Source organism: Microcoleus vaginatus HSN003 (assembly GCF_022701255.1).
Classification (GTDB): domain Bacteria; phylum Cyanobacteriota; class Cyanobacteriia; order Cyanobacteriales; family Microcoleaceae; genus Microcoleus; species Microcoleus vaginatus_B.
Genome location: NZ_CP031705.1, coordinates 5,889,498 through 5,903,649, shown reverse-complemented (window position 1 = coordinate 5,903,649; position 14,152 = coordinate 5,889,498). Strand labels below are relative to the sequence as shown.

General features: G+C 45.3%; 12 protein-coding genes and 1 pseudogene. 7 read left to right on the top strand and 6 right to left on the bottom strand.

Annotated features, from left to right (window positions below; genetic code table 11):
* Nucleotides 1-8 precede the first annotated feature (8 nt).
* Nucleotides 9-224 carry a hypothetical protein gene (locus D0A37_RS25400; protein WP_242718656.1) on the bottom strand — a complete coding sequence of 72 codons (216 nt, stop codon included), beginning with the start codon at nucleotides 222-224 and terminating at the stop codon, nucleotides 9-11.
* Nucleotides 225-2,004: 1,780 nt separating this feature from the next.
* Here D0A37_RS25400 and sds point away from each other — a divergent pair.
* Entirely contained in the window at nucleotides 2,005-2,976 is a 972-nt protein-coding gene (gene sds, locus D0A37_RS25395; RefSeq protein WP_190658411.1) for a solanesyl diphosphate synthase, read from the top strand.
* 97 nt (nucleotides 2,977-3,073) lie between these two features.
* On the opposite strand, the gene D0A37_RS25390 is transcribed toward sds, so the two are convergent.
* Nucleotides 3,074-3,538 carry a hypothetical protein gene (locus D0A37_RS25390; protein WP_242718654.1) on the bottom strand — a complete coding sequence of 155 codons (465 nt, stop codon included), beginning with the start codon at nucleotides 3,536-3,538 and terminating at the stop codon, nucleotides 3,074-3,076.
* Between the two features lie 426 nt (nucleotides 3,539-3,964).
* Here D0A37_RS25390 and D0A37_RS25385 point away from each other — a divergent pair, with 426 nt between their 5' ends.
* The 3 genes from D0A37_RS25385 (at nucleotide 3,965) to D0A37_RS25375 (ending at nucleotide 6,427) form a co-directional block, all read left to right on the top strand.
* On the top strand, nucleotides 3,965-4,315 hold the full coding sequence (locus D0A37_RS25385) for a slr0373 family blue light stress response protein (RefSeq protein ID WP_006635783.1): 351 nt from the start codon (nucleotides 3,965-3,967) through the stop codon (nucleotides 4,313-4,315).
* 107 nt (nucleotides 4,316-4,422) lie between these two features.
* A complete protein-coding gene (gene ycf46 / locus D0A37_RS25380) occupies nucleotides 4,423-5,943 on the top strand; it encodes a stress-responsive protein Ycf46 (protein ID WP_006635782.1) in 1,521 nt (506 codons plus the stop codon).
* A 130-nt stretch (nucleotides 5,944-6,073) separates the two neighbouring features.
* Entirely contained in the window at nucleotides 6,074-6,427 is a 354-nt protein-coding gene (locus D0A37_RS25375) for a DUF1257 domain-containing protein (RefSeq protein WP_006635781.1), read from the top strand.
* A gap of 159 nt (nucleotides 6,428-6,586) precedes the next feature.
* Here D0A37_RS25375 and D0A37_RS25370 read toward each other — a convergent pair whose 3' ends face one another.
* The 4 genes from D0A37_RS25370 to D0A37_RS25355 form a co-directional block, all read right to left on the bottom strand.
* On the bottom strand, nucleotides 6,587-7,852 hold the full coding sequence (locus D0A37_RS25370) for a glycosyltransferase family 4 protein (RefSeq protein ID WP_242718652.1): 1,266 nt from the start codon (nucleotides 7,850-7,852) through the stop codon (nucleotides 6,587-6,589).
* 61 nt (nucleotides 7,853-7,913) lie between these two features.
* Nucleotides 7,914-9,155 carry an exopolysaccharide biosynthesis GT4 family glycosyltransferase EpsE gene (gene epsE, locus D0A37_RS25365; RefSeq protein WP_242718650.1) on the bottom strand — a complete coding sequence of 414 codons (1,242 nt, stop codon included), beginning with the start codon at nucleotides 9,153-9,155 and terminating at the stop codon, nucleotides 7,914-7,916.
* A gap of 43 nt (nucleotides 9,156-9,198) precedes the next feature.
* Nucleotides 9,199-10,494 carry a glycosyltransferase family 4 protein gene (locus D0A37_RS25360; protein ID WP_242718648.1) on the bottom strand — a complete coding sequence of 432 codons (1,296 nt, stop codon included), beginning with the start codon at nucleotides 10,492-10,494 and terminating at the stop codon, nucleotides 9,199-9,201.
* A gap of 46 nt (nucleotides 10,495-10,540) precedes the next feature.
* Nucleotides 10,541-11,554: a glycosyltransferase family 2 protein gene (locus D0A37_RS25355; RefSeq protein ID WP_242718646.1), complete on the bottom strand. Its 1,014-nt coding sequence runs from the start codon at nucleotides 11,552-11,554 to the stop codon at nucleotides 10,541-10,543.
* A 184-nt stretch (nucleotides 11,555-11,738) separates the two neighbouring features.
* Between D0A37_RS25355 and D0A37_RS25350 the strand changes: the two genes are divergently transcribed.
* The 3 genes and pseudogenes from D0A37_RS25350 (at nucleotide 11,739) to D0A37_RS25340 (ending at nucleotide 14,006) form a co-directional block, all read left to right on the top strand.
* Nucleotides 11,739-12,602, top strand: coding sequence for a glycosyltransferase family protein (locus D0A37_RS25350; protein ID WP_242718644.1), 864 nt, complete (start codon nucleotides 11,739-11,741; stop codon nucleotides 12,600-12,602).
* Between the two features lie 116 nt (nucleotides 12,603-12,718).
* Nucleotides 12,719-13,675: pseudogene (locus tag D0A37_RS25345) on the top strand (IS630 family transposase).
* Nucleotides 13,629-14,006: a glycosyltransferase gene (locus D0A37_RS25340; protein ID WP_242718642.1), complete on the top strand. Its 378-nt coding sequence runs from the start codon at nucleotides 13,629-13,631 to the stop codon at nucleotides 14,004-14,006. Before D0A37_RS25345 ends, D0A37_RS25340 begins: the two are co-directional and overlap by 47 nt.
* The last annotated feature ends 146 nt before the right edge of the window (nucleotides 14,007-14,152 follow it).

The following is a 14,152-nucleotide window of genomic DNA, read 5'->3' as shown; positions in this document are numbered from 1 at the left end:
ACATCGGTCTAGAGTTGTATTTTTAGTCCCGCATTGGTATGATTTTTAGTGCGATCGCGCTCAACGGCGATCGGAATTGACACAATACACGTCCTTTGACCAATAACTGATGTTACTTCTATTTTACCCGAATTTTTTGCCACACTTTTTTTAACAATCTCCCGTCCCAACCCGCTGCCGTCGTGGGGTTTTAGGGTAAAGAACCGATCAAATATTCGTAGCAAAATTCCTGGGTAATTCAGTTGCCACTGACGAGCAGGCTCTGATTTTCTGCTCTCACCTCTACTTTTAAAACTCGGCAATTCTCTATCGCTTGTAAACCATTGTGCATCATATTTATGGAAACTTGTTTCAGTTCGTCGGGATTACACAACAATTTAGCCAGTGGAAGTTGAGAATTTCTGACAACTTCTACTTTGTGTTTTAGTTATTTTAATCAAAACTTAATAAAGTTTTAATGGGTGATTAATATTGGTCATCACTTTTCTACCCTACAGTTATATCGAGAATATTTTTTAAATTAAAAATTCCTTTTGTGGCTCTGTCTCGCAAATTCTCTTCTTGGGAATATGTGAATAAATCGCAGAGACTATCTGCCTGAATAAGCCCTTTAATCACCTTTTAATGAAATATTTGATTGCAGTGCAAGTTTATGGATTCCTTCAGTTGAGCAAGCAGGTTCCTATATTCAGAAATTTCGCGTTTTATTCCTGTAAGTTCTGAGCCTACCAAATAGGAATATTGCAATTTTGGACAAAATAACCGACAACTACAAACTCAGCCTTTTTGAGAGTAATTTATTAATAGCTTTCTCGGAATAGTGGTCGGGTTTCCCTGACATGAAACTTGCTGTGAGCGATACAAGCTGCTACTAAATATAATATCCTGCCTCACAGGCTGTGGGCATTGAACATCGATAACTGTAGCTATGTGTTGCAGTAACTAGCAGCCCAGAAAATCATGGTGCCGGTAATTGTAAATAATAACCCTGCCTTTGCGTGCAAGCATTCAAGGCAGGGTTATTATTGAGTATTCCGAATTTTCAAGGGTGAAGCGAGGACGCTGCTGCCGACTTCGGCTGCCCAGCAGTGCACTACTCGCCCAATCGAGTGATTTTAGCGCTGCGTTCGGCCAACATCAGCACTACATAAATAGTCATTACATAGCCGGCGGCCAGAATGGGAATAATTAGAGGAATATCGCGATAAATCATAATTAGAACCAAAAGTCAAGGACGAGGAGGAGCAGGACAAGTTCAAGACCTACTACATTAAGTCAGCACGCAAGACCATGCCTTGGTTCTGAAGGCTGTTTTTCCATATCAAGCCTGCGGGAACATTTAGGGGTTCCCCGTCATCAATAATGATTTACTGCTTTACAGATGCTTAAACAGCCTAAAACCATCCACTTTAGCTGCTTTGAGCTACCGTGCACATAAGATGCGCTACTCTTAACTTCTGAAAACTTTTAGCCGCGAGGAACTAAAAATCTGTCCCAGAAATTTTGGCTGCGATCGACTAACAAGGCTGGCTCTACGAAACTTTTACAGGCACTTAAAAGCTACCTGCCAGTCTGGCTGTACTTACTGGCTGTACTTACTGGCTGTACTTACTGGCTGTACTTACTGGCTGTACTTACTGGCTGTACTTACTGGCTGTACTTACTGGCTGTACTTACTGGCTGTACTTACTGGCTGTACTTACTGGCTGTACTTACTGGCTGTACTTAATGTATAGAATTGTTTAAATCCTTAATACCCATAATAACACAGGGTTTCTGGGATTTAGAGATTTTTGGGCAGTGTCCTTAACAATTCGATACAATAGGGGCAACGCCTCTGAGAGTCGGCAACTCGCCTCTGGCAGGCGGGTGACTACCATCGGGTGACAGATGACAAATAACTGCCGATCGCCTAGATTTTTCTTTTCTATTGCAGAGAATTACCTTAAAATAAAGATATGATTTGTAAAATTTTGTTACTTTACGGCTTGAGTCGGCGTATCCATGATCTCTAGCACTCTCCTATTTTCCTCGGTTGAAGAAGACCTGCGACTGTTGACAGAAAACTTAAAACAGTTAGTGGGTGCCCGTCATCCCATCTTGTACGCGGCTGCAGAATACTTATTCGGCACAAAGGGAAAACGAGTGAGACCCGCAATCGTTTTGTTGATGGCCAAGGCGACTATGCCCGATCGGGAAATCACGGAAAAACACCGCCGCCTCGCTGAAATCACGGAAATGATCCACACAGCTAGTCTCGTGCACGACGACGTGGTGGACGAGTCGGATCTGCGGCGCGGAGTGCCGACTGTTCACAGTCGGTTTAACAACCGAGTGGCAGTATTGGCGGGAGATTTTCTGTTTGCTCAATCTTCCTGGCATTTGGCAAATCTCGACAACCTGCCAGTAGTCAAACTGCTTTCAGAAGTGATTATGGATTTAGCTGAGGGGGAAATTCAACAGGGACTAAATGGATTTGACACCAGCTTGTCGATCGAAGCGTACCTAGAAAAAAGTTATTACAAAACAGCGTCTTTAATTGCCAACAGTTCCAAAGCAGCGGGCTGTTTGAGCGAAGTTTCAGCGGAAATAGCAGACGATTTGTACAACTACGGTCGCAACATTGGTTTGGCATTCCAAATAGTAGATGATATATTAGATTTCACCGCTTCAACGGAAACTTTGGGGAAACCAGCAGGCTCGGATCTCAGAAGCGGTAATCTGACAGCACCAGCACTATTTGCCCTAGAAGAAAAGCCTTACTTGGAAGTTCTCATAGAACGCGAATTTGCCCAAGAAGGAGATATAGAGCAGGCCTTGGCACTTGTAGAAGATTCTAAAGGCATAGAGCGCTCGCGAGAACTAGCCACAAATCACGCACAGAAAGCCGTCGAATACTTAGCTGCGCTGCCCCATTCAGAGTCCCGTCAAGCTTTGATTGATTTGGCTGAATACGTTTTGAGTAGACTTTATTAGAGGTTAAAAAGTTACATTTTATTGGTAATGGGGAATTGGTAATGCGTAATTCCCAATTCCTAATCCCCTGTTACCAATAAATAGAAAATTGAGTTGTTTAGGCAATATCCGGCGGTGGAGCCGATCGATACTGTTGCAAGTAAACGTTAATTAAGCTCTGTACTTGCTCACGAGGGATTTCCGTCCCGACTTCCTGATTGCCGGGACTTTCAAAAAAAACAATGCTGTCAAGACCTTCAAGAGCTATCATCTGAAATAAAATGTGAGTGACAGGCAAAAGTACCGGTCTGAGGCGATCGCCCCCAGCAGCCGCAGCCTGCGACGCATCTTTAAGACTGTTCCAAGCATAAATCACCCTCTTCTCCCGTCCCGGTTGCTTGAGATTGCTCAAAACCACGATCGCCCAACTTTGGTCTACCGCTTGCAGGATCGAGTATTCGAGGTGCTGTAGCTGTTGGGCAAGTAACACCAGTGCCGGGGCGATCGCCTTTAAGATTTGTGGCGTTGAACCGTCGGGCGGAGCTTTTTCGATCAATGCTTGAATCTGTTGGTCTAAATCCATCAGTCAGTTCTTGGATATCTAAAATTAAAAATTTCAGGTTAGCAGGTTCGCATCCAAGTATATATTACCGATCGCCCCCTATGACATTTCAAGCCTTTGGGGGCATTCTTCACCACTCATGAGCGGGCTGAGTGCTGATGGCGCACTCAGCCCCAGATGGCCACTCAAAGGATTTGTTGGCCCTACTCTTATATATCTATTGTTCATATTTATAGTTGGTCGATCGTCCTTGACGCTACCCATACCTGCCACTGCACCTCGGCCTCATCAGCTACACCCCTAACTTTTTCGTTATTAACAGCCCCACATTTACCTTAAATGTAACGAAATATTACAAGATGACGCTAAAGCTGCATAGAGGCTTGACAGCAAAGAATTAAGCGGCTAATCTGATATACATACCCGGGTAAGTCAATTCACTGTCATATGCAAGAAAAGCAAAAAGTTACATTGTATCTTCCACCAGAACTGCATCGCCAGCTCAAAATCCGAGCCGCAGTCGAAACTGAACCGATGTCATCAATTGCAGAAAGGGCAATTGTCTTCTACCTAGGAAATCCCGAACTGGTTGACGAAGTAGAAGCCTCCTACGGACAAACCCATCGGGTATACAACTGTCCAGAATGCACGGGTTCAGTAGTAATGCGAGATGGAGAACTGGCCTCCGTAACAAGTCAGCCGAGCGTATTGGCTGAACAGGATCTTCCAGTAAAGCAGGTGTCGGGCGTCAGCGCCAGCACGGCTAAACCGGGAGAGGAAGAATTGGTTCCCTGCTAAGAATGCCTTGCTTCCCCAAAAAGCTAAAACTGAAATTTTCAGTAAGAGGACGAAGGGCAGCATTGAGATTCAGCAAAGATAGCACCGTCTCTAGTGGGTCGAGGACTATGCAAGAAGAGATCAGTATTCTAATCCAAGCTCAATATCCTCTGATCTACCTCGTGACATCCGAGGAAGAGCGGTGTGAGCAAGCAATTTCGACAATAGCTCAAGCAAAACCACAGCGACGAGTATTTATCTGGACTGTAACTCACGGCATTGTGGAGTATGGTCAACCCCGCACCACCACCCAACACAACACCGTCTCGCCAGAGGCAGCAATTGAATGGGTGATCAGGCAGCGAGAACCCAACAGTAACGCTAGCATCTACATTTTCAAAGATTTGCATCCTTTTATAGATTCTCCTCCGGTAACGAGGTGGTTGCGCGATGCGATCGCCAACTTCAAAGGAACGCAAAAGACAATTATACTGATGTCTCCTTTGCAGCAAATTCCGATTGAGCTAGAAAAGGAAGTAGTGGTATTAGACTTCGCGTTGCCAGACATGAAGGAACTAAACCAAGTATTGTCTGGTCAGTTGGAGCAAACGAAATCGCGACGCATTACCACAGAAGCGCGAGAAAAACTTTTAAAAGCCGCCTTGGGATTGACCAAGGACGAAGCTGAAAAAGTTTATCGTAAAGCCCAAGTTTCGACTGGGCGCCTCACAGAAGAAGAAGTAGACATAGTTCTTTCAGAGAAAAAGCAATTAATTCGGCGCAACGGCATTCTAGAGTTCATTGAAGAAGACGAAACCCTGGATGCAGTCGGCGGTTTAGAAGAGCTGAAGCGGTGGCTGAGACAGCGTTCCAACGCCTTTACAGAAAGGGCGAGAGAATACGGTCTGCCCCAACCAAAAGGGATGTTAATTCTCGGCGTACCAGGATGCGGAAAATCGCTGATTGCCAAGACTACCTCCCGCCTTTGGGGACTGCCCCTGCTGAGGCTAGATATGGGTAGAGTTTACGACGGCTCGATGGTGGGTCGCTCAGAAGCCAACCTCCGCAATGCCCTCAAAACCGCAGAATCCATCTCTCCAGCCCTCCTGTTCATCGACGAACTAGACAAAGCCTTTGCAGGCGGCACTGGTTCGGCCGACTCAGACGGAGGCACCTCCAGCCGGATTTTCGGTTCCTTCCTCACTTGGATGCAAGAAAAGACTTCCCCAGTCTTCGTAATGGCAACAGCCAACCGAATCGAGCGGTTGCCGGGAGAATTCTTGAGGAAAGGCCGATTCGACGAACTCTTCTTTGTTGATCTGCCTACCAAAGAAGAACGCCAAGATATATTTAAGATTCACCTGTCAAAGCGGCGTCGGGAAATTACTCGCTTCGATTTAGAGCAACTTTCCAATGTTTCCGAGGGCTTTTCAGGTGCAGAGATTGAGCAAGCGCTAGTAGCCGCAATGTACGAAGCCTTCGCTCAAGATCGAGAGTTTACGCAGCTAGACATCATCGCGGCCATTAAATCTACAATGCCACTGTCTAAAACAATGACCGAACAGGTCACCGCCCTTCGAGATTGGGCTAGACAGCGTGCACGGCCCGCTGCGTCTTCCGTCGCTGAATATCAGCGAATGGAATTCTAAAAGCTTTCTCCTGGTCCAAACAGGAGCAAAGGCTAGCAACAGCTAGCAGTTCGATTGAAGAGCCGCCCAGCGGCACCGTTAAATCCAGACCGTTGTTGTTTCTCTCTCAGTTTTATTAGGAGGAAATCCAATGTCTCACTTTAGCACTCTGCGTACCAAAATCACCGATGCCGAAATCCTGAAAGCTTCCCTGCGCGACTTGGGCATTTCAGTCAAGTCAGAAGCTGATGTTCGTGGCTATAACGGTCAGCGCGTTCGCTCCGACATCGTAGCGATTCTCGAAGGCGAATATGACCTAGGTTGGTCTCGCAATAGCGATGGTTCCTTTGACCTGATTGCCGACCTCTGGGGCGTCGCCAAAAAACACAATCAAACTGAGTTAATCAACTCTATCAACCAGAAGTACGCAGTTAACAAGACCTTGGCCGCAGTCAAGCAGCGCGGTTTGCAAAATGCCAACGTTAAGCTGGTAGTGCAAAACTAATTGAACTGCAAGTTTCCAAGCTCGCGGGTTAACCAAACAAACGGGTTAACCCGTTTTTAGATCGATCGCTAGGATGTACAGGGGGGTCTTTGGACCGCCACATACTTTTTTAGCACCCCCAAGCAGCAGCTTTCAACCTGAAAGCTGCTGCTTTATGCTTTAATGGTCGGCTACCTCATGCTTCGGGCAATCGTCGATGGTTTGTTGATAAATTTCAAGTATTCGATCGACTTTGCGTTCCCAATCAAAATGCTGCCGAACTCGTTCCCGTCCCGCACAACCCATACTCTGCCGCAATTCTGCTGAATGAGCGAGCTTGAGCATCGCATCTGTCAGTCCCTTGACAAATCCTTCTTTAGAAGTCGGTTCTACTAAAATACCGCAAGTGGAATTCAGATAATCTGCAGGGCCGCCCCAGTTCGTTGCTATGACGGGCAAGCCCACTGCCATTGCCTCCAAAACCACGGCTCCCCCTGGTTCCCGCAAACTGGGGAAAACCATTGCATCAGCTTGTTGCATTTTGAGAGCGCACTCCTCCTGAGACAGCCAGCCACTAAATACAACGCTGCTGTCGATGCCTAAACGAGCTGTTTGAGCTTCGAGTTCCCCTCGGATTTGCCCATCACCGATGATTTCCAAGACTGCATCGGTTTGAGCGGCGACGGGCGCGAAGGCTTCTAGCAGCAAGTCTACAGCTTTCCAGTCGATCAGTCGGCCTAAAAAAATAAAATGAACCTGCCCGATCCCTGCTCTTGATAAGCTAGAGTCCGCTCGCCACACCGAGAAATCCACGCCGTTTTCCACAAGTTCCATAATTTTACCCTGCACCCCAGATGCAAGTGCCTGCTTCGTGCGATCGTTTGCCACTAACAGCGTCTCGGCTTTGATTTTACCTGGAAAAAGACGATTGAAGAAATCGACGCACTGGTGACCGATCGCGATTAAAATATCGATGGTCGGATTTTGGCGCGATCGAAAAGCCAGAGGAAATTTAACCGACGTGTTCATCGGCCCGATAACTACCGGCACCCCCAATCCGAACATCAACGAAGGAACTGTTGCCGAGACAGGTGTCGGTTCGTGTACAATATCAATCTCGTGTTCGCTCACCAGCCGCCGGACAATACGACGCTGTAGCACTTGGGTGTACAGGTGAGTGAGCAGCCCAAAAGTAAATTCATTCACTCTTTCAGGGATAAATCGCCCGCAATTGTTAAGCAGCCGGTGCAGCCAAGTGTCGGGTACAAAGTGCATTCGATCACAATCTTCTGGAAACAGCCCTGTGAGTTCTGCCTGGGTGCGGGCGTGCGTCACTAACCATGTCTCTATTTGGCGCGATCGAAGTATCCTGAAGTAGTTGACCGGCAGCAATGACTCGCCGCCGAATTTAGTTGAGGCATTCTGAGCAACAATTAAAATTCGCATAACTTGTTTGGGACTCCACTGGATTTATGTACTCTGAGATGAAATTTCTTCTTTGGAATCACTAAGACGGGTTAGTTATTCCAAGTTTTTCCAAGCACTGAGCTAAAGTTTCTGCACTGCGGCCGTGGCTAAATTTGGCCATGATTTTTTTCCGGGATTCCTGACTGAGGCTCAAAGCAAGTTCTGGATTTTGGAGTAGATTGGCGATCGCGTCTGCTAATTGCTCGGGGGCTTCAGGTTCTACAAGTAGCCCATCAATCCCGTCATCTATAAGCTCCTTTACTCCTCCTGACCCGGTAACTACTACAGGCATCTCCATTGCCATCGCTTCCATGATGGCGACACCTAGAGGTTCGTGCCAACTGGCAAGGGCAAATACCTGTGCTTTTTCTAGGGACTCATTGACGGTATCTTCAGACACCGCACCGAGAAGGGTAACACAACTTTTCAAGCCAAGCTGTTCGATCAGCTTTTCTAACTCCAGGCGGTAGCCACTGCCACCCTGTTCGTCTTCTCCAGCAATTTGCAGCTCAACATTAAATCCTCGTTTTCTGAGTATATCTATCGCAGCAATCAAATCCGCATGACCTTTACATCTGTTGAGACGTCCGCAACTAAAAATGTGGCAAGCATCACTTCCATTCCATGCGGAGTATGGTGTTTTTCTTTGGAAACGCGAGAGGTCAACCCCCATAGGAGCTATTTCAACCTTTGGAGGAAGATGACCCGCAAGGCATTTGTTCACTTCGTCATAAAGCTTTTTAGTAATGACTATTGCAAAGGCAGAAAAGTGCCATTTCTGTTCTTGGTCAGGGCCGTAGTCAGTTAGGGGGCCGTGCAGCGTCAGGCTATACGATACTTTTGAGAGTAATGAGGCGAACATCGCTATACTGGCGGCATTGGCACAGGAATGAACGTGGATGTGCGACCAACCTTTTGTTCTTGCTAACCCTGCCAGTTTGCCAGCAACAAAAACCAATGCCAATAGCCGAACCTTTTGAGATAAGGATGTGTCATTCGCTTTGGCAATAACTGCGAGGCACTGCCACCATGCAGCGGGACCAGCTTTGAGAACCTCTAGGAATGAGTTAATAAAATCTTTCGCAGCAAAGGGAAATAGATAAACAGTATTTTTTTGAGCTTCTTCTGCCCATACGTGAGAAGCGAGCGCTCTGGGGGGCGGTTGAGTTGATACTAAATCTGTTTCAATTCCAAGTTCTGCAAGAAATTGTCGCTCCCGCCAGAAAAAAATGTGTGTTTGTCCGGGAAATTGAGGAATAAAGTATCCAATTTTTGCCTTCATTTCTTACCTGCTTTCTCATTTTTAACTCAACAATATCGGTCTACTATGTCGATGCACTAACACTTTTTTCACCGAGCATTTTTTCGTAAATCTCGACGATTTTTCTGGCTTTGTTTTCCCACGCAAATTCTCTGGCTTTTTCGATCGCCTTAGCTGACATACTTTCCCGCAGCCGAGCGTCTTCGACTAACAGCTTAATTTTACTTGTCAACTCCTGGGTGAGATACTCTCTAGAAATCGGCTCGATCTTAAAACCAGTTTCTTCATTCACGTATTCACCAATACCGCCGTTATTAGCCACTATGCAGGGGAGCCCGCAAGCCATAGCTTCCATTACCACTGCGCCGCCAAACTCTCGGATCGAAGGGAAACAAAAAATATCTGCTTTTCTGTAATGATCCAGAGTTTCTTGTTGATTAACCCATCCGGCAAAGCTGACTATTTCGCCTAAATTAAGCTCCTTCACTCTATTTTCCAAATTGTTTTTTTCTGAGCCGTCTCCTACTATGATTAAGCGGATTTTACTTTGAATTGCCGGGTCTAATTGGCCAATAGACTCAATGACAATATCGGCGCATTTGTAAGGAACTAACCGACCCACAAAAAGCAGATTGATCTTGCTAACATCTTTATTAAGGATATTTTTTTGATTTAAAAATTTCTCGGAAATCCCATTTTCGTAAAATAAATCAATTCTTTGGTCAGGGATTGCAAACAAATCTTTTAGCATATTTAAAGTATATTTTGAACCTGCTAAGATTTTGTCGGCTTTTTGGTAAGTTTCTGCATAACCTGGAATTAAAGCTCTACCAACTGCTCTCAAAAAGTTAAATTGAGCAAATTCTTGTCTTGCCGTTTCTTGAAAACCTGGTGGAAAGGGAATGCCCCCATTCACCGGCCCTAGAATAAAAGGAGTCTGCTGGCATACACTGACTACCTTAAACGGATAGCGGGGCATCATGGGGGTAATTGCATGAACTATGTCATAATCTCCCTTGAGGATTTTTCCTTTAAATTTTTGATATACTTGTTGATTGAATTGTTCATAAATGGGGTAATTCAAGGCATGATACATTGGCCAATTTATTCGCCCGGTTGCGGTAAGATTTTCGACTATTTTATAATATTGTTTCGCTAACTTTCCTTCTTCAAGGTAGATGGTTTTTTCATATTCTGGGTGTTTTTCAAGGGCTGGTTTATTTCTAATATGGGTAACCAGTGTTGCATCAACTAAATTGTTTATTTTCTGAAAAAAATTGTACCCCACCAAAGGTACTGATGCCCAGTCAGGATTGCACTGTTCTACAATTAGTAAAACTTTTAATTTTTTATTACTCATTTGTTGGCTACTCAGGGGTGGACTTTCTGGGACGTTAGCTGTAATTCTAGCTGGCTGAATTAATAGAGTTGGTTGTTTTGTATTCGATTAGCTTGCTCTGCTGCCCCAGAAATCGGCGCTGGTGAAACTGGATTTGACCTTGTAGCTGAGGAAATTTGGCTAATACACATGACAAAGCGTAGATGGCTGCCTCTTTAGTTGTGAGCTCCCGATGCTTTATATAATAGTTATAGGTGCGATAGGTTGCTAAGGGGTAGCCACTCAATAGTAACAAGCCCCAGCCTTTTGTCGGCCATGTCATTGCCAAGGCTAGCGCTGGCAAGACTAATCCCCAAAACCAGGTGCTGCGGGTTTCTTTGACCCAATGGCGCTCTGGTTCGCTGCCGTGCATCCAGGAACCTTCGGCATAGGCGTGACCCGCTCTTTGAGCCCGCTTCCACCACTGAGCGAAACTCGTCATTTGCGCGTCGTGCAGGGTCATTTCTGCATCTAAGCGAAGGATTTTCCAACCTTTTTGGCGAAGCCGCAAGCAGAGTTCGGGTTCTTCGCCGGCTATTAGTGCGGGATTGAAACCTTCGACTTGCTGAAATGCTGTGGCGCGCATCATGGAGTCGCCACCGCAGGCTTTAGTTTCGCCGATGGGGGTATCCCACTCGATGTCGCACAATTGGTTGTAGATGCTTGCTTCGGGGTATCGTTCGCGCCTTCGCCCGCATACTGCTGCTACGTCTGGTTTGGCTGCGAGTTCGCTGTAGGCTCGATCGATCCATCCATCAACTAATTCGCAATCACCGTCCACAAATTGGACCAATTCTATGTCGGGTGCTAGTTCCAGCAAGCGGGCAAAGCCTTCGTTTCTGGCGCGTGCTGCGGTAAACGGTATAGATAAGTCGAGTTCTACTGTATCGGCTCCGAGCGATCGGGCTAACTCTAGGCTGCCGTCTGTTGAGCCGGAATCGACGTAGACGACGCGGGCAAGTTTGTCTGTGGCCGAGACTAGGCACTGGCGAAGCCGTGAGCCTTCATTGCGTCCGATAGCCACTAATCCAACTTGTTTCAAGTCTTACCTCTTAAATTCGACTACTGAGCTGTTATTTTAATAATATAGTGATACTCAAGGTAAGTTCACAATATCTTTACTTTATATTGTAACTTCTATTGAGCTGCGGTTTTCGGTGTTAAACTGCCTATAGCTTATGCTGTATTAAGCCACACCCATCATTTTGAGTGGAGATTGGTCAAAAATGCTGAATTTAAGTTCTTTGTTCCCAATTTACTGTAGCGATCGGGCAGTCAGCCATATATTTTTTTCACTCTGCGAACCGTGGAATTACCCTGACTCTCAAGTCCGCATGGTTGTTCCGAATTGCGATCCATCATGTCGTAGACCAAATCTTGTGGAAGCTGTACCCAGATACCTCCAATGGCTGTATTACCGCAGCGCTGACTGGCCTAAAGATTTTACAGAAAAGCGTTTCCTCCGAGATATCAAGGATTTTGATGCAATTTATTTGTGGCCTCACACTTCGATTGAAACCTTTAGGAAAGTGAAGCTGCAGAGCAAACCCATTTTTTTGGAGCGCATCAACTGCTATACAAAGCAGGCAAAATTTATTATTGATGATGCTTCCAGCCGCTTAGGAATCGCTCCCCAACACAAAATTACTGCTGATATGATTCAGCAAGAGGAGGAAGAAATTAGTTTGGCTGATTTCATTTTTTGTCCGAGCCCCGAGGTTAAAAAATCTTTTATTGGAGCGGGAGTTCCCGAACATAAACTGATCCTTACCAGCTACGGGTGGTCTCCCAAGCGCTTCCCGCATTTTTCGATCGACAAGCCACTGTCAGACACGATTACTGTTATCTTTGTGGGCAGTGTTTGCGTCAGAAAAGGAGCTCATTTGCTGTTGCGGGCTTGGGAAAAAGCGGGAATTAAAGGCAGACTACTGCTTTGCGGAAGTATGGAGCCAGCAATTGCTGAAACTTGCAGCGGAATTTTAGCACGCTCAGATGTAATTCATAGGGATTACACCAGCGATATAGCATTTCTCAGAAAGATGAGGTATGATATAACTGACTTGAACGGAGTGAAAAATATAGAAACCTAAAATGTTATGCAGCTCTAATTAAATGGAAGGCTCTTCGAGCAGTAGTCCCTCACCCCATAGCAGTCACTCGAATGACAACTATCAATAATTTTAGCAAGTATCACACATTAGTAAAAATGAAAACTTATTCGATTGATTTTAGACAAAAAATTATGGACGTGTACCATAATGAACCGCTGTCACAAAGAGCAATAGCCAACCGTTTTTGTGTAGCCCTAAGTTTTGTCCAAAAAATAATTAAACAGTATCGTGAGACCCAAAATATTGCTCCTCGAACTGAGCGATGCGGAGTCAAATTAAAACTGAATGCAGAGCAACTGCTGATTAAGCGCGAAATTGATTGAAGAAAATAATGATGCGACTCTCGAAGAACTCCGTTATTTACTCTACCAAAAAATTGGTTTTACCATCAGCGTAGCAACGATGGGAAGAATGGCAAAACTCTTAAACATGACCTTAAAAAAAAACTCTTTTCCCGTCAGACAAAGGCAGTGAAAGAGTTCAGAAACTGCGATATTAGTTCTGGCAAAAAATTCGACAAATTTGTTTGAAAGACTTAATATTCATTGATGAATGTGGAGTAAACTTGGCAATGGTTAGGTTATATGCAAGGGAGGCTAAAAGGTTCAAGAGCCCAGGGGCCAAAACCGAATAAACGGGGCAGAAATGTCTCAATAATTGGAGCTATATCGGTCAACGAAATCCTAACATCCATCAATTTAACAGGTACAACTGATACAATTACATTTGAGGCTTTTATTATCCGAAAGCTAGTACCAAAACTCTGGAAAGCGGTTTGTGTAGTGATGGATAATTGTACTATTCCTACCGGAGAAGAAATAGAAAAAGCCATCAAAAAGAAAGGGGCAAAATTAATATACTTGTCGCCCTATTCGCCCGACTTCTCACCAATTGAACATTTATGGTCAAAACTCAAAAACATTCTCCGTTCTATCAAGACGACTAATTATCGAGAATTAGCAAAAGCGATAGAGTTTGCGTTCAATCAAGTTACATTATCCGATCTTGGGAATTGGTTTACTCACTGCTGTTATTGTACCTCATCTTTCTGAGAAACGCTATATTGCCTTTGCTTATCGCGAAGCTGACTTTTTTGCGTTTCCCAGTCTCGAAGAAGGTAGTCCGCTGGTTACTTATGAAGCGATGGCTAACGGTTTGCCAGTTCTAACGTCCCCTATGGGAGCGGGCGGCGTTGTTCGAGATGGCAAAGATGGCATAATTGTTTCGCCCTATGATGAAGAAGCCCTAGTGACGGGCTTGCAACAGCTAGCTGGTTGTGCCGAGTTGCGGCTTGGGATGAGTGACTCTGCCCGCGAGCGGGCACAGGAATTTACGTGGGAAAAGTTGCACGGCGGCGCGCTGAGTTGGTACTCGAAAGATTGAAACCAGCTTGAAAAGTGAGGGAAAAAATTTGAGGTTGTGGAGGCTCCTACGACTCAAAGCCTGAGGCTTTTGTTGAATTTTAAACGCAAAATCTTAGCCCTATTTGTTAAAATTTGGTTGGGTCAAAGCCCCTCGCACCGCAGTTG